Below are 22,319 nucleotides of genomic sequence, written 5' to 3'. Positions count from 1 at the left end.
ATTTACTCGCCTGTTGTGCCCTTCTTTATACCCAGAGAACGTAAAATGTCATCACTCTTATCCAGTTTAGGATCAGAGAAAATTACCGTAATACCTCCCGATTTATCCAGCACGAAATCATACATTCTTGATGCAGCCAGTTTTTGTACTGCATTGTAGACTTTATCCTGAATGGGTTTCACCAGTTCCTCTCTTTTCTTGAAAAGATCTCCTTCATATCCGAACCGCTTTTTCTGCAGATCTTTTGCTTCTTTCTCCTTCGCTACTATTTCGTCTTCACGTTTGTGCTTCAGTTCTTCTGTCAGCATCACCTGTTCCGCCTGGTAAGACTTGTACATCTTATCCACTTCCAGGAACTTGGCATCTATTTCTTTCTGCCATTGTTCTGCTACTGCATCCAGTTTAGTCTGGGCGTCCTTGTAGTCAGGCACATTGTCCAGAATGTATTTCGTATCGATCACACAGTAACGCTGTGCAAAAGCCGTAATTGTACTACAGAACAGAACGACGGCTATGAGGGATATTTTTTTCATATGTCTCTTTTTCAAATTACCTGCCAATTTGGAACCAATGTTCGAAATTGCAATATATAATTTAAAATTTATTCAAACACTATTCCCGTCTACTACTTTATGTCCATATCTCTGCATCTATCTTCCTTCTCTTATATACTGATATTCAACATACAGCAGTAACCCGGCCTATCAGGCATCTATTATTCCGGTTCGAAGCCCAGCATGAAGGTGAACTTAGCTGCATCTTTCAGACCACTGCCATTCTTGATACGGTCGAAACCGATACCGTAGTCAAATCCAAGCAGACCAAACATCGGCAGGTAGAAACGCATACCCAGACCGGCAGAACGACGTAACCTGAACGGATTGTAGTCTTTCACATCCCTGTAACCGTTTGCCGCTTCCAGGAACGCCAGACCGAAGATCGTAGAGCTTGGGTTCAGACTGAACGGATAACGTAACTCCATCACATACTTGTTGAAAACGGTGAAACCTTCATAACCACTTGGCTGACCGTTTTCCTGGTTCTGCTTAGGATCGGATGTATAATATACCGGGTAACCTCTCTGGGAGATGATATCACGGTCATAGATAGCAAAGTTACTCAGACCATCGCCACCCAACTCGAAGCGGCCGAACGGTGATAAGGTGGTACGGTTGTCGTAGCGGCCGATATAACCGAATTTAGCTGCCACCTTCATTACAAATACCTTGTTGTCTGATCCTTTCGGTCTGCTCAATGGCACATACCATTCTGCATTGAAGCGGTATTTCTGGTATTCGATGAAATTGAACTGGTTGCTGATAGCTTCCAGTTTGTAATCCCTTGAAGGATTGAATATGGAGTAAGGAGGTGTGAACTGTCCGGACACCATAAAGTTGGAACCACTGCTCGGATAGATCTGCTGGTTTACAGATGAACGGGCCAGTGTCAACTTCACGTTGATGTTGTTGGAAGTACCGTTGTTGAAACCAGGAATATTGAAGTAGTTATAGTTCTTCAGCTTATACTGCTGATAGTTCAAAGAGTAGATCAGGGTGAAATAGTCATCCGGCCATTTCAGCTGTTTACCCAGTGATACGGATCCACCCAATACTTTAAAGTAAGCACTGTTGGAAAGGGTGCTACCATATATATATGCTGAATAAGCGTTCGGGTTCTGATAGCTGCTATAGAAGCTAACGGAGAACTGGTTACGCTTTTTACCACCCAGCCATGGTTCCGTGAAAGAGAAGTTGTAAGAGCGGTATGCTTTACCATTGGAAGACACACGCACAGATAATTTCTGACCATCACCACTTGGTAACGGATCCCATGTTTCCTTCCTGAAAATGTTACGCAGGGAGAAGTTGTTAAAGGTTACACCCAGTGTACCAGTCAGACCGATATAACCACCCCAGCCAGCAGACAGTTCCAGCTGGTCGTTTGCTTTTTCTTCTACGGTATAGTTAATGTCCACAGTACCATCCTGAATGTTAGGCACCGGGTCCATACCAATTTTTTCCGGGTTAAAGAAACCGAGGTTCGCGATCTCCCTGTTGGAACGGATCAGGTCTGTACGACTGAACTTCTCACCAGGCAGGGTACGCAGCTCACGACGAATTACGTGCTCGTTGGTTTTTTCGTTACCTGCAATGCGTACTTCCTTGATAGTCGCCTGCGGACCTTCAGAGATCCTGATCTCGTAGTCGATGGTATCACCATGAATACCGATCTCCACAGGGTCAGCACGGAAGAACAGGTAACCGAAGTCCATATACATACCACCGATGTCGCCACCTTCGGAAGATAATAAACGTTTTGACAGCATCTCCTGGTTGTACACATCCCCTTTCTTGATACCCAGTACGCGGGTCAGCAGGGAGTCGTTATAACGGGAGTTACCTTTCCAGGTAATGTTACCGAAGTAGTATTTTTTACCTTCATTGATCTCCATGCTCACGTTCACACCACCATTATGGGAAGTATAGGTAGTATCACGTACCATCACGGCATCACGATAACCTTGTGTATTATAGTAAGCAATTACTTTCTCTTTGTCTTCTGTATACTTTCCTTCATTGAATTTCGCAGAAGAGAACAGTTTGAAACGGAAATAAGGATCTAACTGATCCAGCGTACGGGAAGGATACAGGAAGCCGAAGGTTTTCCAGTAATTCTCCTGTACTTCGTTTGAATCACTCCATACCGGTTCAGAATCAGGGTAAAGGGTAAAGCGGGTACGTTCCTTTGTACCTTTCATCTTTTTCTTCACTCTGGAATCATCAATATTATTATTACCGATGATGAAGATATCGTTCACTTTTGCCTTACCGCCTTTCACCACGGTTATTACCAGGTCAGCAGCGTTTACCTGTGAAGTATCCACTCTTTCGGTAATGGTCACTACAGCAGTGCGGAAACCTTTATCAGCATAATGTTTGGAGATGATGCCGATCGCATTCTGCTTCATGCTTTCAGTTACAACGGAACCTTTACGCAGGGAAGCTTTTTTGATCAGCTCTTCTGTTTCGGATTTCTTAACACCTCTGAAGACGAAGTTATTCAGACGGGGACGTTCCTGCAGGTCTATTTCCAGCCAGATCTTTCCGTCTTCTATTTTAGTAACATAAATGGCTACGTTAGCAAACAAACGCTGGCCCCAGAGCGCCTGGATGGCCTTTGCAAACTGGTCACCACCGGGATAGACGATCTTGTCACCTACGTTCAGGCCAGACAGAGACACCAGTAGCGATTTATCCAGGTATTGGGTACCGGTGATGGTGATGTCAGCTATTTCATATGGCTGTGGTTGCGAATTTCCCAATGGTAAACTTAATCCCGCCGCCGGTTGCTGGTCAGGAGCAGGAGCAATGGTGTCCTTATTTTGAGCGGACACACGAATGCCGGCACTGCAACATAATACTATGGCCAGTAGGCTCTTAGGAAATAATTTCTTCATTCTGCTGTATTTGTTCGCTTGTTTTGCCAAAGCGCCTTTCTCTGTTCTGATAATTTAGGATGGCTTCGTAAAGATGTTCTTTGCGGAAATCCGGCCAACGGGTGTCCGTAAAATAGAGCTCCGCATATGCCAGCTGGTATAATAAGAAGTTGCTGATCCTGCATTCTCCGCTGGTCCTGATCATTAATTCCGGGTCAGGCAGTGCGGCAGTACACAGATATTGCTGCCACATTTCAGGGGTAACTGCCTCCGGTGCAAGTTTTCCGTCTTTTACATCCTGCGCAATATTCTTTGCGGCATTCACTATCTCCCAGCGGGCACTGTAACTAAGCGCCATGACAAGATTCAACCCTGTATTCTGGGCTGTCATGGTCATTGCCTCCTCCATTTCTGTCTTACAGTTACCCGGCAGCATGTTCATGTCCCCGATCACATGCAGCCTGATATTATTCTTCATGAGGGTAGCTACCTCATTGCGAATGGTATTTACGAGTAATTCCATGATCCCGTTCACTTCGTAAACAGGTCTATCCCAGTTCTCTGTAGAAAAAGCATACAAGGTAAGATACCCAATACCTAATTCAGCACAGGCCTCGGTAATATTACGGACACTTTCGACGCCCTCATGGTGTCCGAAAAGTCTGTCCTGGCCACGCTCTTTCGCCCACCGGCCATTTCCATCCATAATGATGGCAATATGTCGTGGTAACCGTTGCAAGTCTAATTTATCCTTCAAACTCATGAGTATCTCCGGCGGATTATATATCGATACAGATTTTTAGTAAAGTTTGCAAAGATACAAAAATAGAATTATGCCTTTCCCGGCCAAGGGGGATGGGGGGTTTTAACGTAGTTTTAACAGCGAAATCCTTTACTGATCGCAGTTTGACGCCAAAAACCTGTTATAGAAAATTCACAAAATAGGCAAATTGCCTTTATTAAACTGCAAACAGGCTGTCCATGACTGCGAAACTAGAATTTACATCTGTAAGAGGTAAATAAAATAGCGATAGTTAACTCTGCGGTAACAAACTGGTCTTTATCACGGCTGTTTCCCCGCTGACGTCCCGCCACCCCGATACGGTCGCCGGTAGCATAAGAACGGTCCTGTAAGAGGTAGGCCACCGTATTATGTCCCTGAGCATCAGGCGGAAAGACCGCGGTACCAGCATAAGTGGTACTCACGTCGTCCAGGTAGTCCGTCTGTGTAAACCGGTACAGCACTTCCAGGCCAAGGTTCACCTTGCGGGACAGATTGTACTTAAAACCACCTCCCAGCATAAAGGCAAAAGAAGTCAGGCTGTAAGGCTTCCTGTCCGGATACATGGCACTCCCCTGTCCTTCTGTACGAAGCGGTTGTAAACGGTATTTGTGGCCGTTCAGATAAGCGTAAGGGTTAAAGTAGAAGAGAGACCCTCCGCCCGTGAAGTAAGGTGTAAAACGATAATATTGAGAGCCCGGTTCAAACCGGAAGAAGTTGAAATCCCCCTGTACTCCCAGCTCAAACAGGTTGGTATTAAAACTCAGGTTCCTTCTGTGCTGAAAGTCGTTTTTATTGTAAATATCAGAATACCCCAGTTGCATGAAACGGCCATGGACCCTCATGCCCACATAATCGTTCATGTACTTCCGGTAATAGACGCCAATTGAAGGCTTCGGAGCATTCAGAGCGCCCCTCGTATTGAGATCGCCGAAATAATGAGCTGCGCCTACTGAAAAACCCAGTTCCCCGGTATATGTCAGCTCATTCTGTGCAAAGGCGGGCGTCAGGAACAGGGATATCACTGCTACGAGGCCGGACTTTAAGAAACACTTGAAAAAAAAGTAAGGTTTGCCCATAGATCGGTACTGCTTAACGCGACGATAATTCCTTAAACGCGATTATCCCTGCTTTTGGTATTAAATAAATCAAACAAATGTAATGAAAAAACTTAATGTGCTAATTAACAATCATCTGAGTATGATTATTTTGATCTATTCCTCGTATCGATACCCCAGAGTAACTTGTTCCGCAAGGTATGTAGAAAATTGTTATCATCAAGACGTAAGAGGCTGATTTTGAAATCTTCTTTCTTGATTGCCAGCTGCACCGTATTATCAATTGTTTCCATCCTGGAGTCGAGGGTACACAGGAACTGGTCACTGCGGCCTTCCACTTCGAACGAGATCACATGATTGTCGGGCACGATGATAGGCCTTACATTGAGGTTATGAGGTGCTACAGGGGTGATCACAAAACTACCTGCATCCGGGAATACGACTGGTCCGCCACAGCTGAGGGAATACCCCGTAGAGCCGGTGGGTGTAGCTACTATCAGGCCATCTGCCCAGTAAGTATTCAGGAATTCCCCGTTCAGGTAAGTATGGATCTTCACCATGTTGGAAGTATCCTTTTTGTGGATGGTAAAGTCATTGAGCGCATAAGGCACTTCTCCGAAAAGCCCAACATTGGAGTCCAGGTGCAGCAAAGTACGTTTATCCACCACATAGGTGCGTTGTTTTAACGTCTGCACCACAGCATTGATCGCGTCCTTCCCGATGCTGGCCAGGAATCCCAGCCTTCCGAAATTGATGCCCAGTACTGGTACATTCGTATCCCGCACATAACATACGGTGTCCAGCAGGGTACCGTCACCTCCCAGGCTTACCAGGATATCTGCCTGTCCATGCAGGTCCTCCGCACAACAAAATGTAGCTGGAGGTTTGCTGTACCGGATATGCGGTTGCAGCGCTTCGCAGAAAGGTTGATAAATAACGGCTTCCATTTCCTCCCGTGCTAACTCGTCCAGCAATAACTGAATGATAGGAAGGTCTTCAGGTACAAATCCTCGGCTGTAAATGGCAATTTGCATAATCGTTCTCAATAGCGCTGCAGGTAAAGCAGCTATTACATGTCCAGTTTAGTGTGTAAAAATAGCCCTTTTTGCCCTAACTGATTTATACTGTATTCTACGCGCAGACAGGCATCATAAAAAGAAGCAATGTCCAGCCCCAGTCCTCCCGTATATAAAAAGCGGTTGTTCAGCATACCGTACCCATATTGCTTACTATAGGAATAACCGGCATCCGTATACACTTTCAGCATGACACGAAAGGGCACTGAACTGAATTTGGCAGGCACCAGGGGCAGATACACATTAAAATTCATGACCTCCCTTTTCATAGTAGACCTGACGATGAGAAAGCTGGTGCCGTCTACCACAAAATACTCCAATCCCCTGAGATAATCTTCCTGGTATCCCATCGCTCTCTGATCCAGATAGGGCTGATCAGCCGGCAGCTTGGTCTGCGCCCGGAGTCCCAATACACCATATGTCTTATGGAAAAGCGGCCAGTAGCGGGCTACTCTAAGCCTTAGCCGCACATGATCGATATCGTTCAGCGGACCAATTCCCATTTTCTCCAGCTCTGCCAGCAGCAATACGCCTTTCAGGGGATAGGTCCAGCTGTCTGCCTTTGAATATCTCAACCGGTACATCAGGTTGAGGTATCTTATCTCCTTCCGCCCGCCGCCCAGGTATCCGGGATGCAGGATGGCAATGGAATCGCCTATCTTCTCTGCTGTATAAGTCAGGAATACCTGGTGCCGGGTATGGATTGCCTTGCGGTAGCTGTAGCTTAACCCGGCCGTATAGACCTGTCTCAGGAATTCATCCTTCCGGAAAAAATGCTGTTTATTCCCGGCTGTGCTATCATTGATTTCACGATTACGACTATAGGAAAAGATCAGTCCCATACCATGCCGGAAAGACTTATCTATATAGGGCAGATCATAGTTCAGCGATACCCGCTGGGTATATCCAATCTGGAATTCTGCACGCACGTCGTCATTGCGGCCGGTCAGATTACTCTGATACAGACTGACACCCACATTCACCCGGTTCAGGCTACGCTTCTGCTCTACCCACCACTGATTGAAGTTCCTGTCTGCCAGTTCAAAGATAGGAATGGGAAAAGTGTACCAGCGTTCCGATACGGTGACCACAATATCTGCGTAATCGGCCTCCCAGTTCATTACGTTCACATGTACATTCAGGAAAAGTGAGGTATTTATCAGTTGCTTGCGTCTGGCCTCCAGTTCTACGGATAGATGCCTGAGCCGGATCGTATCTCCCGGCGCCAAACCCAGTTCACGCAGGATGACATTGGTACGGGTTTTCTTATTCCCCTTCACCGCCACCTGGCGGATCACCATATATGCATTTTCCGGCGAACTTATGACAGTTGCAGACTCCTGCGCCACACAGCAGTGTGTGATAGTCAGGCATAGGACAAATAACACCCAATAGCGGATAGGCTTCATTAAAAACAGCAGAAACAGTTGTTGGTTACGGGAAGTTAAAGTAGTGGTAATATGTGACAGATCAAAATAGGGAAGATGAAGATTCCGTCAATTATTACATGCTGATATAGTTCATCAGCAGATCGTAATTCTTCTTCAGCAAGTCTTCTTCCTGCTCTTCAGTAATGGTATATTTAATATTATAATTAAAGCGCTCGAAAGTGGCTAACAATCCATGTAATTCCTGCCGGTTTGTTTTCAGGAGTACTTCCAGCCTGCCGGACGCGGGGTTTGTGATAGTACTCACGCTCAGCAGTGTTACATCGTTCGATTCTGCAATACGGGCGATCTCACTGAGGCTGTAGTCACGCGGATCAAGGTCCAGCGCCAGTATACCGCCATGTTCCTTCACACCATTATATTGTGCCAGCGCAGACAGCAGGCTGTCTTTGGTGAGAACACCGATATATTCTTTTTCCTGGCTGATAACAGGCAGTACGGCAAGTTTCATTTCATGGAAGAGACGTATTGCTTCAAAGAAATGCGCATTCTCTGCAATAGCCGGTTTAGGACCGTTGTATTCCATGTTCTCCAGCGCTATTTCGGGGTCTTCCAGGTCCAGTATATCATCTTCCTCTACCAGTGCCAGGTACTTGTTTTCCAATACCAGCGGCAGTTGCGTCAGATGATATTCATTCATCAGGCGCAACGCCCTAGATCCTGGATCCAGCGGATGCAGAATAGGAACAACTGTTGATATCAGATCTCTTGCCAGCATTGTGTTATTGCGCTATTATGATACAATAATAAGAAAAGAATCGCGAACAGTACCTTTATGCGAAAGATTTATGATAAGCGGGTACACTGTTTATATATACGAAACGCCGGTTTATTATGGTTTGTTACATGAGAGACCGGGAATCTTTTTCTCATAGAAAGAGGCTGCTCCCTGTAGGAAACAGCCTCTCGTAAAATCTTTATTCGCCAAGGTTTATAGCATCAGTATTAGTTGTCCGCTTACTTATTATTTTTTCAACTTGTCAAGAAACGGATGCAGGATTTTGTTGAATTCTTCGGGCTGCTCCATCATCGGTGCATGGCCGCATTTGTCGATGAAATACAGCTCTGAGTTGGGTATGAGCTTCTTGAACTCCTCGCCTACCATTGGTGGCGTTACAGTATCGTTCAGTCCCCAAACGAGCAGTGTAGGTATTTTAATCTCACGCAGTTCTTCGCCCAGGTTGTGGCGGATAGCGGATTTTGCCAGGGTGATGATCTTGATCACCTTGAGGCGGTTGGTGGTAATATCGAACACTTCGTCTACCAGTTCTTTGGTAGCCATAGTGGGATCATAGAAAGTCAGTTCCGTTTTCTTACGGATGTATTCATAGTCTCCACGTTTAGGGTAAGTTTCTCCCATTCCATTTTCAAACAAACCGGAACTACCTGTGAGTATCAATGATTTAACAGGTGCTTCAGGATGTTTGAGCAGGTATACGAGTCCCACGTGTCCTCCCAGGGAGTTTCCCAGCAGGTGCACGTTGGTATATCCCATCGTCTCAATAAACTTATGTACATATTTTGCCAGTCCTGCTACAGACGTATCCAGAATATTCAGATCAAACAGAGGTAAAATCGGAACCACCACTTTGTTATAGTGACGGAAATAATCAATCAAACCAGAGAAGTTGCTCATCGCACCGAATAAACCATGCAGCAGTACTAATGGCTCCCCCTCTCCTTCCTCAATGAATTTAAACTTTCCCTGTGTTTTAATTTCGTAAACCATTGCCAAAGCTTGAAAGTCAATTTTGCGCTAAAATAATTCTTTTTATTAATTCAAATAATCTTTGAAGCGAGCTAGGTAGATTGTATTTCCTTCGCTGCGTTGTCAAAAAATGACTGTAGATTTTCAAACATATCCTTAAAAACAGGAACGATTTTGCCCCACAAATTCATCACCACCGGTCCGAGATGTTCTATGTAGGGATAGACTACCGACTGCATCTTGAGTTCCGGGCTTAGCCAGTACAGTTGATTAGCAATCCACAAAAGGATGCTGTATACCGTGATAAAGATAGCACTATATAATATAATTCCACCTAATTTGTTTAACCAGCCCAGCATTGCCACTTCCACCATCTTCTGGATAAGGGTAGCTCCGAACCTGACAGCAAACACCACTCCTACGAAAAGCGCAATAAAAGATAAAACCGGTAACCAACGGGTATGGATCCCCCAATGTTCCTGTGCATACAGGGCTGTCACTGTGGATAGTTTCAACGCGGCTGCGAGTCCCAGGGTGACTGCAATAAAAGAGAAAACGGCTACGATAAGCCCCCTGCTGTATCCTTTATATATGGCTAATACCATCAGGATGGCGAAAACTATATCTATGCCCATGATTTCAATAGGATAAAAAGGGAGATACCGGATAACCGGCGAATACGGATCGATCGGTCATCCGGTACCTGATTATTTGGCCAACAGTTCTTTTACCAGTGCAGAGATAGCCTTACCATCAGCCTTTCCGGCCAGTTGTTTGGTGGCTACGCCCATTACCTTACCCATATCGGCAGGTGAACTGGCGCCTGTTGAAGCAATGATCTCAGTAATAGCAGTTCTCAGTTCCGCCTCATCCATCTGTTTGGGCAGGTATCTTTCGATCACCACCAGTTCTTCTTCTTCTTTTACGGCGAGGTCTTCACGGTTCTGCTGACGGAATATCTCCAGGGAGTCTTTCCTTTGTTTAGCCAGCTTCTGCAGGAGTTTTATTTCATCATCTCCCGTCATCTCAGCGCCACCACCTTCTGCTGTTTTGGCCAGCAATACAGCAGCTTTGATAGCGCGCAGCGCCCGCAGTTCAGCTTCGTTTTTTGCCAGCATCGCTGCCTTAATAGCGGCGTTAACATTTAATTCTAATGACATATGTGGATGTTTAAAAGGTTATGGCTTATTGTTCCTGCTTCTGCTTTTCTTCGAATTTCTTGTAGAAATCTTTCGCGAAAGCACGCAGATCATCGGCCTGGTCCTTGTATGGCGTAGCACGCTGATAAGTATCAGCCATGGTCATTAATGTCTGGAAAAAGAAATCGGCCATTTCATCCACCATCATTTGTTTTGTCCATAAGTCTATACGCAGCGCAGTTTTGTCTCCACCATCCCAGAAGGCGATCATCATTGCCTTTGCCTGCTGGAAACGATCTGACTCAGAGCTGTCAGTTGCCCTCCATTCTATCTTCTCAGGTATCCTGTCATTGTCCAGGCCCACCTGAATCTGTATGGTAGATGTCTTTCCCATGATATTAGTTGTTCCCAAATTTTAAGAACCGCAAATTTAGTATTAATTGGCTAATCTATAATCAGTGCGTCAAATGCCGCCGTTCCGCCTGCTTTCTTTGCCTTACTCAGCAAGCGGCTTCTCAATTCCTCATCTTTATACAGCAGGCACATTTTATCTGCCAGATCTTCCAGGTTTTCCGGATCGGTATACAATACCGCCTCTCCTCCCGCTTCCCTGGCGGCAGCGCCTTCCAACGCTATAACCGGTACTTCGCACTGCATTGCAGCATATACCGGCGTGGCTACTCCTGCAAAACGGGCGGTATATACCAGCGCATAAGCGCCTGCCACTATCCCGGCCAGGGTTGCCTGGTCGGCATCCGGTATTAACACCACATCATTCCGGTATTTATAGGATGGTAAAGACCCGGTGATTTCCGCACCAGCGGCTGTTTCCGACCCCACCAGCAATAGTTTCATATTGGAATGCAACCTGCGCTTCAATGCAGAAAATGCCTTGAGCAGGGGCATCAGGTTATTTTTTGGATGAATACTGCCTACTGCTACGAAATACTCCACACTGCCGGCATAAGTGCTCTTCACCTCTTCCCTTTCCTCCCATTGCAACGGCTGATAACTACTGTCAATAGCAGGCAGCAATACACGCAGTTTAGCGGCGGCAGCAGGTGCGTAATGCAATACCTCCTGCTCCAGTGTATGCGACAGCACAATGACCTTTTTCGCCTGCCCGATATACCTGCCCAGGTTCTTTTTCTGCCAACGTTGCCTGGCAACCGGAATACCAGCTACTCCACGCAAAAAGCCCATATCGCTGATCAACAGGTGAGCGGGTACCTTACTACGTAAAGGTATTTGTCCATCCATACCCAGGAAAAGATCTACCTGCTGTTTCTTAATGGCGCTCACCAGCTTCCATTCCAGCCACAGGTATTGCTGCCAGTTACGCTGCCCATTACCGGGCACCACAACGATTGTTACATTCTGCGGCCATTGTAAGGTGGCCGGCGGAGCCTGATCAAAAAAGAAAATGAAATGGTGTTCCGGGTATGACCGGCATAATCCTGACAGTAGATCCCTGATGATATTACCTGTATCCGCAGGCGTATCCTGCAATACACAGGAAGCGTTCACTCCTATACGCATAGTTTAGCTGCTTAATCTGCAGGTGCAAAGCTAGGCAGAAATACGAATTACCAAGGATGATTTACCGGAATGCAAGGTTAAAATACTATTAAGAAAGCCTATTTCTCAGGCGAATGCTCCTTCGAAGCATCTTCGTTGCTTCTTCTCTGCTTGTTCTATGCTTCTTCTCTCCTACCCCTATAAAAAAAGCCAGATCTTTACTAGCAAAGGATCTGGCTCGAAAATATGATTTCAAACAGCATCACAAGGTGATACTATTTTACCTTTATTCGTCTGATTTATTTGTGATCCAGAAAGTCTTGGTAATCGTGTTATTCCCGTTACCAGCAGACGTAATAGTAATTGTCACCTTTACCGTACGCAGCGCTTCCAGTCCTACCAGGGTAACGTTGATAACACTGTCTTTAGAAGGTGCTACCGGGTTCTGGGGGAATACAATGCCACCGGGATCAGTAATAGCGTCTACTTTTATGTTCACGCCCTGCGCAGGCATTACAGAATTGATCTTTACCTGGAATGTGTAGCTGCTACCGGGAGAGGCGGTATACTGTCCTTCCGCTACATTTTCTAAAGTTACCTTCAGGCCTTCCTCTTCAGGCTTAGGTTCAATGGGACCTTTCTTCTTGCAGGCGGAAAATATGAGTGCGAAAATGGCTAAGGTTGTAAAAAGATATGATTTCAAAGGCATAGTAAAGAATTATGGATAAGAGTAAAATTAGTCGTTTTTTTAATGCGATCCAAGTGTTTACTGCCGTACATCCATGGCGTCCCGCAGCCCGTTCCCTAACAGATTAAAGGCCAATACCATCACCATGATAGCTAGCCCCGGAATTAACGCCAACATAGGATTATGGGTGATGATAAAATTATAGTTCTCCTTGATCATCAGGCCCCAGGAAGGCTGCGGCGGCTGTACCCCTACCCCCAGGAAACTAAGACCTGCTTCTACCACAATAGCGGTGGCAAAATTGCCTGCCGCTACCACCATTACCGGCCCAAGGATATTCGGCAGTATATGCCGGCCTATCGTCCGCGCATGACCAAAGCCCAGCGCCCTTGTAGCCTCTATGAAAGGCAGTTCCCGTAGTGCCATTACCTGCCCCCTGATGATCCTGGCCACATTCACCCACATCGTCAGTCCAACGGCTATGAATATCTGCCAGAAACCTTTTCCCAGCGCAAGCGTAATAGCAAACACTAACAATAATGTTGGTACCGCCCATATCACATTCACCAACCACATCACCACTTCGTCGGTCACCCCCCGGAAATAACCGGCTACTGCCCCCAGCAGAATGCCAATAGTCAGGGAAATGATCACGGCAATACAGCCCACACTCAGACTTACCCTCGTTCCGACCAACAGGCGGCTTAAAATGTCTCTTCCAAATTTATCCGTTCCCAGCCAATAGGTGCGTTCTTTAATCCTGTTGTTGGCAATTTCCTGCTGCCATTGCTTCAACCTGTTGCCAGGGGCTATTTCCTTTGCAAACAGTACCTCACTCAAACTATACCGCTCTGTCACTGATTCTTCTTCATCCAGATATTTCGTTACAATGATGTCATTACCTGCAAAACGCCAGTCACGGACAGGGATATAGGTAACAGAATCAGGTTGTCCATTTATCAACCGGGAGAAAAAGCCGTTCCTGCTTACCTGCCGATCCTGCTGTAAGGCCAGTACATGAATACGGAATCCTGGCTTTTGTCCGCCGGTCTCCAGCATCATCCTGTTGGCATAGGGTGTACTGTCCGGCGACAGCTGATAGGCCAGTATACTGACTATCACCGCTGCAATGATCAACAGCATGCCAGCTACAGCGCCTATATTGCGCCGCAACCTTTTCCAGGCATTACTACCAAACGAGGACCTGCTGTTGCTATCAGACATAACATTTATTTAACTTTCCGACCTTTCCACTGGTATGAACCAAACTTACCTAACCAACCCGCTACTACAATGTAAGGAATATGGAAGAACTGTCCGGGAATAAACCTTGATAATAAAGCCGTTTTATCAAAGAACCGCGCTACAGGTACCATAAAATAAAACTCCACCAGGATCTTATAGATCAGCAATCCCAGGAACCACATACGCCATGCCGGCAGGAAGAGCGCTGCAATACCCGCCAGTAACATGCCCGCATTCCAGAAATACACCAATGCCAGTACCCAGGTCAGTCGTTTATCGTCATACTTATCTGCTTTGGACGACCAACGTATCCGCTGGTGCATAAACTGCTTAAAGGTATCTACCGGCAAAGTACGTACAATGGCTTCTTCACTCTTCATGTACAACACTCCCGTGGGATAAGCACTGTAGATCTTAAACATCAGCAACATATCATCGCCGGAGGCGATATTATCTATCCCCTTAAAACCACCTACTTCATAAAACACCTTACGTTCATAAGCCAGGTTGGCGCCATTACACATCGTACCCGATTTCAAGGCGGCCAGTGCGCCTGTAATACCTTGCATCGTCATAAAGTCCAGCGACTGCAGCACTTTGAAGAAGTTATGCTCCTGGTAAAAACTAACAGGTGCGGCAATGAATTTCGGCTGATAGGTTTCATAGAACTGCACCATCCTTGTGATCCATTCAGGCCCCATCACACAATCGGCATCAGTGGTCATGATGATATCGCCGGTAGCACGTTCTACTGCCATTTCTATCGCTTTCTTTTTGTAGGAGTTCAGTCGCTGTTCTGCGCTCAGGTGTTGACTCAGCTGTAACAGCTGCACATTAGATGCAGGAAAATGCCTTACTACATCAGCAGTAGCATCCGTAGAAAAATCATCGATCACGATCACCTCAAACAAATGAGCAGGATAGGTCTGTGCCTTTAATGCCTGTAAAAGAGGAGGCAGATTTGCTTCCTCATCCCTGGCGGGAATGATCACTGTTACTTTTGTATGGCCACTTACCGGATGCACAGGTTTGAAAGCCGGCAAACTTTTCCAACCCTGTCCATAGCGTAACATCAAATAACCGTAAACAAAACCTAAAAGGAACAGGATCGATAGAATAATATACATAGCTGAGACGATAGTCTGCAGATACTAATTCCGCAGATGATTGTATGTTGTTGTTAATGTTTTAAAAACTATGGTCTTTAATCACTTCTGCAGCATCCTCACCAATCAGGTGATGCCCCTTTTCCATCACCACCATTTCACAGGAGAAGGTACCATCCATAAAACGTACGCCTAACACGGGAGGTATGACGCGGTCATATTTTCCAAACAGCAGCAGTGTCTGTATCCTGTATTTCTTCAGTAGCTGTTTGCACAGTTTTCTGTCAGGCATCATCTTACTCATGCAGGTCCACACGAAATACACCCTTTCCCGCTTGTCTAAAGTGTTCATACTATTGAAAGTGAACTTATGCAGTCCTCTGCTGATAAAACGCAGTCCCCTCCAGGTGTGCAGCAATCCGAAGAATAACTGCGGATGGTAAGTGCAATATTTGAATAGTTTATTACCGATGCGCGTCTGTGTGGCAAACATATGCCAGCCATTGTCTTTCAGGCCATCCGGCGCCAGCAGGTACAGTCGGTCTATCTTCTCTGCCAGCAGCTGCACAATGCATAAAGCGACCCTGCCTCCCATGCTGTACCCCATGATGGAAAAAGTAGAAAACCCGTAATGCTCCAGAATGAGTAATATTACTGCTTGCAGATCTTCCATTTCAAATGGCCGTTCCTCTTTCCACGCTGTCAGTCCGTGCAGGGGCAGATCCAGCGCTACAATCGTAAAGTGTTGTCCCAGTGTGTAATGCAGGCGGCCAAAGCTGCTGGCATTTTCACCAAAACCGTGCAGGCAGATGAGCAATTCCTCTCCTGTTCCATCGCTGATAGCGTGGAAAAGGCTTTTCCGATATGGGAAAAAGAAGGAGGACATGACACAAATGTATCAACTTTTGCCGTTTGGCCTAAACTAAGTAAATTACAATAGGACCAAAAAAAATTCAGGATGGATGCCACAGTTGATAACAAACACGCCTTGAAAGGCGTGGAATTCCTCGTCAAAGAAACCCCTGCCAACGAAGTCTTTACACCCGAAGATTTCAACGAAGAGCAACGCATGATCAGAGAAATGGCGGAGCAGTTTGTAGCCAAAGAAGTTACTCCCGTACTTGACCGTATTGATAAACTGGAAGAAGGCCTGATGCCCTCCCTGCTGGACAAGGCAGGTGAACTGGGACTGCTGGGTGCTGCATTTCCGGAAGAATACGGCGGACTGGGAAAAGATTTCGTTACCGCAACCCTGATCAATGAAGCGCTTGGTGCCGGCCACTCTTTCTCTGTTGCCATGGCCGCACATACCGGTATCGGTTCCTTACCTATCCTGTACTTCGGTACGGAAGCGCAAAAACAGAAATATATCCCTTCTCTTGCCAGCGGCGTGATGAAAGGTGCTTATGCCCTGACAGAACCCAACTCCGGCTCAGATGCACTGAGTGCGAAGACCACAGCCAAGCTGTCGGACGATGGTAAGTTCTACCTGCTGAACGGACAGAAATGCTGGATCACCAATTCCGGCTTTGCGGATGTATTTACGGTATTCGCAAAAATTGACGGTGAGCATTTCACAGCATTCATCGTAGATAAAGACACTCCGGGATTCACGCTCGGTGCCGAAGAACATAAAATGGGCATCAAAGGATCGTCCACCAGGCAGATCTATTTCCAGGATGCGAAAGTACCTGTGGAAAATGTGCTGGGAGAGATCGGCAAAGGTCATCTCATTGCCTTCAACATCCTCAATATTGGCCGTCTGAAACTGTGTGCAGCTGCTATTGGTGCAGCTAAGCAGGTCACTACCATCACCGTACAGTATGCCAATACCCGCGAACAATTCAAACAACCTATCGCCAATTTCGGCGCTATTAAACATAAACTGGGTGAAATGGTGATCCGGAACTGGGTATGTGAATCAGCCCTGTATCGTACCGCCCAACTCATTGACGAGAAAGAAAAAGAACTGGTGGCAGCCGGCAAACCATTCGCAGAAGCCCTGCTGGGTGCTGCGGAAGAATACGCGGTGGAATGCGCCATCCTGAAAGTGAACGGCTCCGAAGCACTGGACTTCTCCGTAGATGAAGGTGTGCAGATACATGGTGGTAACGGCTTCAGTGATGAATATGTCATCTCTAAATCTTACCGCGACAGCCGTATCAACCGCATATTCGAAGGTACCAATGAGATCAACCGGCTGCTGGCCCTGGATATGACACTGAAACGTGCATTAAAAGGCCGCCTGGACCTCATGACGCCTGCTATGAATGTGATGAAAGAGCTGATGAGCATTCCTGAATTCGGCAATGACGATGAAACCCCTTTCTCGGCAGAGAAAAAAGCGATCGGTAACTTCAAGAAAGCGATCCTCCTGGTAGCAGGTGGCGCTGTGCAAAAACTGATGCAGGACCTGCAGAATGAGCAGGAAATACTTATGAATATCGCTGATATGGCCATCGAGACATTCACCGCAGAAAGTGCGCTCCTCCGCCTGCTGAAGAGAGTAGAACTGGAAGGCGAAAGCAGCAATGTTATTCAGGCGGATATTGTCCGTACTTATATCAACGATACGGCTGACCGTATCAACAAGTACGCGAAAGATGCCATCAATTCATTTGCCAGCGGTGATGAACAACGTATGATGCTACTCGGTATCAAACGCTTCACGAAAACCGCACCTTTTAACACAAGGGATGCACGCAGGCGCATCGCTGATAAACTGATTGCAGAAAATAAATACGCCTGGTAAGCATCACCATCGCAATTTTTCAATACTTTCGAGTGCCATCCGTAAGAGCGGGTGGCATTTTTTTTGTTTATTTTGTCGTGGGACTATGAGGAGATTCGCACTATTACTACTGATACAAACAGCGTATACAGGTCTACAACTGCATGCACAGGCTTTCCTGAAGATGGCACAACCGCTCAGGACAGAGATCAATACCAGCAGCGCCAGACAATACTTTTCAGGCCGCACCTGTGAGGGCTGTAAGGTATTGCTGAACAATGACAGCATTTACGTATACCCCAACGGTGTATTTGCACTGAAGCGTGACCTGAAACCAGGGAAAACAACGATGGTGCTTTCGGCTACCGATAGCACGGGAAAATTTGTATCGCGCACTTATCATTTCTACTACAATCCGCCACCACCATTGCGGGTGACGCCTTCTTTCCGTATCGACTATGTAACAATATCGCCTAAATCAAACGCTACCCTTTCGGCTGGTGATACCCTACGTGTACGTATGAAGGGTTATCCCGGCGGACAGGCCACCTGGTTTAATGGCACACCTATCCCGGAACTACCCGCAGCACAGACAAGTGGGATTGCCGGCTTCTATAGCGGTTACTATGTACTGACAGAAGCAGATTCCCTACTGGATGGCAAGGTCAATGTATTTCTGAAATATAAGGGACAATCGGCGGTATTGCCCGGCACCTTCCGGTATTCCTTTCAGCGCAACACACAACTGACAGCCCGCACCATTGATGATCAGACCTACCTGACCATCTCCCCCGACGGAGACAGGTTAGGTCCCGAGAAAATGGGCTACCTGGACGGGGATGTACTGCTGCATATCACCGGCAGGGAAGGCAATCATTATAGGGTGAAACTCAGCGCCAATCAGTTTGCCTATATTCCTGAAAGCCTGGTAGACACAATGACCGTAACAGAACCAGCGCCCCAGAGTATAGTAAACGAGGCCCGGGTATGGAGTGATAAACAATTCGACTATATCTCCGTTGGCCTGGCAGACAAACTGCCTTATCTGTCCACTCAGGAGGTCAATCCAGGTAAGCTCGTCGTAGACATCCACGGTGCAATGTCAGAGCCAGGCTTTCTGCCGGAAACACAAACTACCGGAGAGATTAGCCGGATAGACTGGAAACAGGTAAGCCCCGACGTATTCCGTATAGCAGTGTCACTGGCACATAACCAGCCCTGGGGCTACAAGATATTTTACAGCGACAGTAACCGCCTCACCATCCGGATCAAACACCAGCCCGCCAGCCTGCAGCTGAAAGACCTGACTATCGCAGTAGATGCTGGTCATGGAGGTGGTAATATCGGCACTGCCGGCGCCATGGGTGTAGCGGAAAAACAGCTGACCCTGATCATGGCCATGCTGGTAAAGGTGGCCCTCGAGAAAGAAGGCGCCCATGTCATCACAACAAGGGTAAGCGACGTCTTTGTGGACAACCAGGCCCGTTTGTACAATTACCGGCAACTGGCGCCTGACTTACTGCTGAGCATTCACATGAACTCCTCCATCAACCCGGTAGATGTGAAAGGCACTGCCAACTACTACAAATACCCCTTCTGTGAACCGCTGAACCGGTATATCCACAACCGGCTCCTGGAAACAGGACTGGCCGATTTTAAGAACAATTCCAATTTTAACTTCATCCTGAACATGCCTACGGAGATGCCTACAGCACTCATAGAAACACTTTTCCTCAGCTATCCGGAAGATGAGATCCGTATACTGGACGAGAACTTCCGGCTGGTACTGGCAGACAAGATCGTGCAGGGTATCAAGGACTTTCTGCAGGAAGCCGGAAAGTAGCCACACCTTAGTTTTTCCCTTTTGAGTAAAAACTTTTCCGGATGCGACATGATAACTAAGGCTGACTACGTCAAATTTGCGCCTGATTTTAACTACGCAACATATGATGAAGTTTACAGGCCATTATCTGAGAGCAACTTTACTATTTCTTGTCGTTCTGCTTTCTTGTTTCACCGCAGTCCATGCGGCTTCTTTTAATGAAGACAACAACGGTATTATAAAAGGGAAGGTAAAAACTTCAGATGGGAAACCAGCTGCAGACGTACCCGTGATCCTACAGGGAACTACCCAGGCCACCACTACAGACGGGGCAGGTAGCTTCGCTTTCCGTGGTGTTCCGGCTGGTAACTACCAGATCATCATTTCACAACCCGGCTTCGCCAATATTATAAAAGAGGTTACAATAACATCCGGACAGACCGTTACACTGGATTTCCAGCTGGATATCTCCCGTAAGGAACTGAATGAGGTGGTGATCACGGGTACACAGAATAAACTGGTGAAACGCAGCAGTGAGTACGTCTCCAAACTGCCACTGGCTAATATCGAAAACCCACAGATATATACAACCATTACAAAAGACCTCATGGCTAATCAGCTGGTGTATTCTGTCGATGATGCGATGAGGAATGCTCCCGGTATTGCCAGACTGTGGGAATCCACCGGCCGTAGTGGTGATGGTGGTTCTTATTACAGCTCCCGTGGTTTTATCGTACAGAGCCAGCTGCGCAATGGTGTAGCAGGTAATGTGGCTACCAAGGTCGATGCTGCCAACCTGGAAAGACTTGAGGTGATCAAAGGCCCTTCCGCTACACTCTTCGGCAGCACGCTCACTTCCTATGGTGGTTTGATCAACCGTGTTACTAAAAAGCCTTATGATCATTTCGGTGGAGAAATCACTTATGCAGGTGGTAGCTTTGCCTACAATCGTCTGCAGGCAGATATCAACACGCCTCTCGACTCCACCGGCAAAGTAGCCCTGCGCCTCAATACCGCATATACTTATGAAAACAGCTGGCAAGACAATGGTTTCAATAAGACCCTTGCATTTGCGCCAAGCGTTTCCTATAAAGTAAGTGACAGACTCTCTTTCCAATTTGACGCCGAATACTATAGCGGAGAAGGAACCGGTAACACCATCTTCTTCTTCCCTTACGGCGTGAACATGTCCAGACTGAGTGCACAGCGCGCCGATAAGCTGAACATCGACTATAAACGCTCTTTCTTCAATGAAGATCTTATACAAAAGTCAAGGAATATGAACTTCTTTGCTACCATGAACTATAAGATCTCCGATCAGTGGACATCCCAGACAATCTTCACCAATACCAACAGTTACTCCGATGGTGCAGGTCCTTATTTCTACCTGCTGCCAGGCGATTCCATTTCCCGCAATGACCAGTTCACCGACAACAGTAAAGTTGGTGTTACCGAAATACAGCAGAACTTCAGCGGCGACTTCAGACTCGGTAAAATGAGAAACCGTTTTGTAGGTGGCCTGGACTTCTTCTTCCTGAACGAAGACGAATACTATTCCGGCGGCACTTATGACATCGTTCCTTCTCATGGTGTTATCCCTACATACAATGATTTCAACCGCGCCAATATGGACAAGATCTATCAGAATGGCGGTTACACCTTTACATATCCTGTTATCTACAAGGCTTATACTTACAGTGCTTATGCCTCTGATGTACTGAACATCACAGATAAACTGGCCGTACAGGCAGCATTACGTATCGATTATTTCGATCGTAAGGGTACTTATGATAATACTTCAGGTAAGACAGGAAATGACGGTTATACACAGACGGCTTTATCTCCGAAATTTGGTGTCGTTTACCAGATCATCAAAGACAAGTTCTCTGTATTCGGTAACTATCAGAACGGCTTCAAAAACGTAGCAGGATATGATTCCAGCAAGGGCAAGGCATTTACGCCTGAACAGGCTAATCAGATTGAAGGTGGTGTAAAAATGGACCTCTTCGATGGCCGACTGACCGGTACATTCAGCTACTATGACATCAAGGTAAAAGATATCGTACGTACAGATCCTGAACACCCTCTCCGCAGTATCCAGGATGGTACACAGCTCAGCAAAGGATTTGAAGCGCAGATCATTGCCAATCCTATCCAGGGACTGAACATCATAGCCGGCTTCGCGTATAATGATTCCAAATATGAAAAGTCATCCTCTGATGTGGAAGGCCGTCGTCCGACTACTGCAGGATCTCCGGTTCTTGCAAATCTATGGTTGAGCTATCACCTGCCTATCAGCGCTACCCGTGGTCTGAACTTCGGCTTCGGTGGTAACTACGCCAGCGAAACCAAAGTAGTGAATTCAGCCTCTACTGGTATCTTCACACTGCCTGAATATACCGTGCTGAATGCAAGCATCTCTTATGATACTAAAAAATTCCGTATCGGTGCTAAGATGGATAACCTGACAGACAAACATTACTGGATCGGTTACTCTACTATGAATCCTCAGAAGACAAGGAGCATCACAGGAAGCATTGCTTTCAAGTTCTAATACCCTCAC

The 22,319-nt window shown here is 46.5% G+C and carries 19 protein-coding genes; 3 read left to right on the top strand and 16 right to left on the bottom strand.

Going from position 1 to position 22,319, the window contains the following annotated elements; all coding sequences use genetic code 11:
* Window positions 1-2: 2 nt before the first annotated feature.
* The 16 genes from CLV42_RS02905 to CLV42_RS02830 form a co-directional block, all read right to left on the bottom strand.
* Window positions 3-533 carry an OmpH family outer membrane protein gene (locus tag CLV42_RS02905; RefSeq protein WP_106600383.1) on the bottom strand — a complete coding sequence of 177 codons (531 nt, stop codon included), beginning with the start codon at window positions 531-533 and terminating at the stop codon, window positions 3-5.
* Window positions 534-715: 182 nt separating this feature from the next.
* Window positions 716-3,457 carry a BamA/OMP85 family outer membrane protein gene (locus CLV42_RS02900; RefSeq protein WP_106600382.1) on the bottom strand — a complete coding sequence of 914 codons (2,742 nt, stop codon included), beginning with the start codon at window positions 3,455-3,457 and terminating at the stop codon, window positions 716-718.
* Entirely contained in the window at window positions 3,438-4,199 is a 762-nt protein-coding gene (locus CLV42_RS02895) for an isoprenyl transferase (protein ID WP_211303376.1), read from the bottom strand. Before CLV42_RS02895 ends, CLV42_RS02900 begins: the two co-directional genes overlap by 20 nt.
* 230 nt (window positions 4,200-4,429) lie before the next feature.
* Window positions 4,430-5,296 (bottom strand): type IX secretion system protein PorG, encoded by an 867-nt coding sequence (gene porG, locus CLV42_RS02890; protein WP_106600381.1) that lies wholly within the window; start codon window positions 5,294-5,296, stop codon window positions 4,430-4,432.
* A gap of 125 nt (window positions 5,297-5,421) precedes the next feature.
* On the bottom strand, window positions 5,422-6,309 hold the full coding sequence (locus tag CLV42_RS02885) for an NAD kinase (RefSeq protein WP_106600380.1): 888 nt from the start codon (window positions 6,307-6,309) through the stop codon (window positions 5,422-5,424).
* A gap of 35 nt (window positions 6,310-6,344) precedes the next feature.
* Window positions 6,345-7,760, bottom strand: coding sequence for a BamA/TamA family outer membrane protein (locus tag CLV42_RS02880; RefSeq protein WP_106600379.1), 1,416 nt, complete (start codon window positions 7,758-7,760; stop codon window positions 6,345-6,347).
* Window positions 7,761-7,854: 94 nt separating this feature from the next.
* Window positions 7,855-8,517, bottom strand: a complete 663-nt coding sequence (locus CLV42_RS02875; RefSeq protein ID WP_106600378.1) for a CBS domain-containing protein — start codon at window positions 8,515-8,517, stop codon at window positions 7,855-7,857.
* A gap of 246 nt (window positions 8,518-8,763) precedes the next feature.
* A complete protein-coding gene (locus tag CLV42_RS02870) occupies window positions 8,764-9,528 on the bottom strand; it encodes an alpha/beta fold hydrolase (protein WP_106600377.1) in 765 nt (254 codons plus the stop codon).
* 71 nt (window positions 9,529-9,599) lie between these two features.
* The gene (locus CLV42_RS02865) at window positions 9,600-10,142 is read right to left on the bottom strand and encodes a CvpA family protein (protein WP_106600376.1); all 543 of its coding nucleotides are present in this window, start codon (window positions 10,140-10,142) and stop codon (window positions 9,600-9,602) included.
* Window positions 10,143-10,214: 72 nt separating this feature from the next.
* Entirely contained in the window at window positions 10,215-10,667 is a 453-nt protein-coding gene (locus CLV42_RS02860) for a GatB/YqeY domain-containing protein (protein WP_106600375.1), read from the bottom strand.
* Window positions 10,668-10,692: 25 nt separating this feature from the next.
* A complete protein-coding gene (gene gldC / locus CLV42_RS02855) occupies window positions 10,693-11,040 on the bottom strand; it encodes a gliding motility protein GldC (protein ID WP_106600374.1) in 348 nt (115 codons plus the stop codon).
* Between the two features lie 50 nt (window positions 11,041-11,090).
* Window positions 11,091-12,185, bottom strand: coding sequence for a glycosyltransferase (locus tag CLV42_RS02850; protein ID WP_106600373.1), 1,095 nt, complete (start codon window positions 12,183-12,185; stop codon window positions 11,091-11,093).
* A 265-nt stretch (window positions 12,186-12,450) separates the two neighbouring features.
* Window positions 12,451-12,873, bottom strand: a complete 423-nt coding sequence (locus tag CLV42_RS02845; protein WP_106600372.1) for a hypothetical protein — start codon at window positions 12,871-12,873, stop codon at window positions 12,451-12,453.
* 57 nt (window positions 12,874-12,930) lie between these two features.
* Window positions 12,931-14,076, bottom strand: coding sequence for an ABC transporter permease (locus CLV42_RS02840; RefSeq protein ID WP_106600371.1), 1,146 nt, complete (start codon window positions 14,074-14,076; stop codon window positions 12,931-12,933).
* A gap of 5 nt (window positions 14,077-14,081) precedes the next feature.
* Window positions 14,082-15,224 (bottom strand): glycosyltransferase, encoded by a 1,143-nt coding sequence (locus tag CLV42_RS02835; RefSeq protein ID WP_106600370.1) that lies wholly within the window; start codon window positions 15,222-15,224, stop codon window positions 14,082-14,084.
* 61 nt (window positions 15,225-15,285) lie between these two features.
* Window positions 15,286-16,089, bottom strand: coding sequence for an alpha/beta fold hydrolase (locus CLV42_RS02830; RefSeq protein ID WP_106600369.1), 804 nt, complete (start codon window positions 16,087-16,089; stop codon window positions 15,286-15,288).
* A gap of 72 nt (window positions 16,090-16,161) precedes the next feature.
* Between CLV42_RS02830 and CLV42_RS02825 the strand changes: the two genes are divergently transcribed.
* From CLV42_RS02825 to CLV42_RS02815, 3 genes are all read left to right on the top strand, one after another.
* Complete coding sequence (locus CLV42_RS02825; RefSeq protein ID WP_106600368.1) at window positions 16,162-17,955, top strand: acyl-CoA dehydrogenase family protein; 1,794 nt, start codon at window positions 16,162-16,164, stop codon at window positions 17,953-17,955.
* An 85-nt stretch (window positions 17,956-18,040) separates the two neighbouring features.
* A complete protein-coding gene (locus tag CLV42_RS02820) occupies window positions 18,041-19,777 on the top strand; it encodes an N-acetylmuramoyl-L-alanine amidase family protein (protein ID WP_106600367.1) in 1,737 nt (578 codons plus the stop codon).
* A 103-nt stretch (window positions 19,778-19,880) separates the two neighbouring features.
* On the top strand, window positions 19,881-22,310 hold the full coding sequence (locus tag CLV42_RS02815) for a TonB-dependent receptor (RefSeq protein WP_146154299.1): 2,430 nt from the start codon (window positions 19,881-19,883) through the stop codon (window positions 22,308-22,310).
* Window positions 22,311-22,319 lie beyond the last annotated feature (9 nt).

It is taken from the genome of Chitinophaga ginsengisoli (genome assembly GCF_003014595.1).
Taxonomy (GTDB): domain Bacteria; phylum Bacteroidota; class Bacteroidia; order Chitinophagales; family Chitinophagaceae; genus Chitinophaga; species Chitinophaga ginsengisoli.
This window is presented reverse-complemented; position numbering and strand designations above follow the sequence as displayed.

Coding starts and splice junctions, on each gene's coding strand:
- CLV42_RS02905 (WP_106600383.1), bottom strand. CDS start 533: ATGAAAAAAATATCCCTCATAGCCGTCGTTCTGTTCTGTAGTACAATT.
- CLV42_RS02900 (WP_106600382.1), bottom strand. CDS start 3,457: ATGAAGAAATTATTTCCTAAGAGCCTACTGGCCATAGTATTATGTTGC.
- CLV42_RS02895 (WP_211303376.1), bottom strand. CDS start 4,199: ATGAGTTTGAAGGATAAATTAGACTTGCAACGGTTACCACGACATATT.
- porG (WP_106600381.1), bottom strand. CDS start 5,296: ATGGGCAAACCTTACTTTTTTTTCAAGTGTTTCTTAAAGTCCGGCCTC.
- CLV42_RS02885 (WP_106600380.1), bottom strand. CDS start 6,309: ATGCAAATTGCCATTTACAGCCGAGGATTTGTACCTGAAGACCTTCCT.
- CLV42_RS02880 (WP_106600379.1), bottom strand. CDS start 7,760: ATGAAGCCTATCCGCTATTGGGTGTTATTTGTCCTATGCCTGACTATC.
- CLV42_RS02875 (WP_106600378.1), bottom strand. CDS start 8,517: ATGCTGGCAAGAGATCTGATATCAACAGTTGTTCCTATTCTGCATCCG.
- CLV42_RS02870 (WP_106600377.1), bottom strand. CDS start 9,528: ATGGTTTACGAAATTAAAACACAGGGAAAGTTTAAATTCATTGAGGAA.
- CLV42_RS02865 (WP_106600376.1), bottom strand. CDS start 10,142: ATGGGCATAGATATAGTTTTCGCCATCCTGATGGTATTAGCCATATAT.
- CLV42_RS02860 (WP_106600375.1), bottom strand. CDS start 10,667: ATGTCATTAGAATTAAATGTTAACGCCGCTATTAAGGCAGCGATGCTG.
- gldC (WP_106600374.1), bottom strand. CDS start 11,040: ATGGGAAAGACATCTACCATACAGATTCAGGTGGGCCTGGACAATGAC.
- CLV42_RS02850 (WP_106600373.1), bottom strand. CDS start 12,185: ATGCGTATAGGAGTGAACGCTTCCTGTGTATTGCAGGATACGCCTGCG.
- CLV42_RS02845 (WP_106600372.1), bottom strand. CDS start 12,873: ATGCCTTTGAAATCATATCTTTTTACAACCTTAGCCATTTTCGCACTC.
- CLV42_RS02840 (WP_106600371.1), bottom strand. CDS start 14,076: ATGTCTGATAGCAACAGCAGGTCCTCGTTTGGTAGTAATGCCTGGAAA.
- CLV42_RS02835 (WP_106600370.1), bottom strand. CDS start 15,224: ATGTATATTATTCTATCGATCCTGTTCCTTTTAGGTTTTGTTTACGGT.
- CLV42_RS02830 (WP_106600369.1), bottom strand. CDS start 16,089: ATGTCCTCCTTCTTTTTCCCATATCGGAAAAGCCTTTTCCACGCTATC.
- CLV42_RS02825 (WP_106600368.1), top strand. CDS start 16,162: ATGGATGCCACAGTTGATAACAAACACGCCTTGAAAGGCGTGGAATTC.
- CLV42_RS02820 (WP_106600367.1), top strand. CDS start 18,041: ATGAGGAGATTCGCACTATTACTACTGATACAAACAGCGTATACAGGT.
- CLV42_RS02815 (WP_146154299.1), top strand. CDS start 19,881: ATGATGAAGTTTACAGGCCATTATCTGAGAGCAACTTTACTATTTCTT.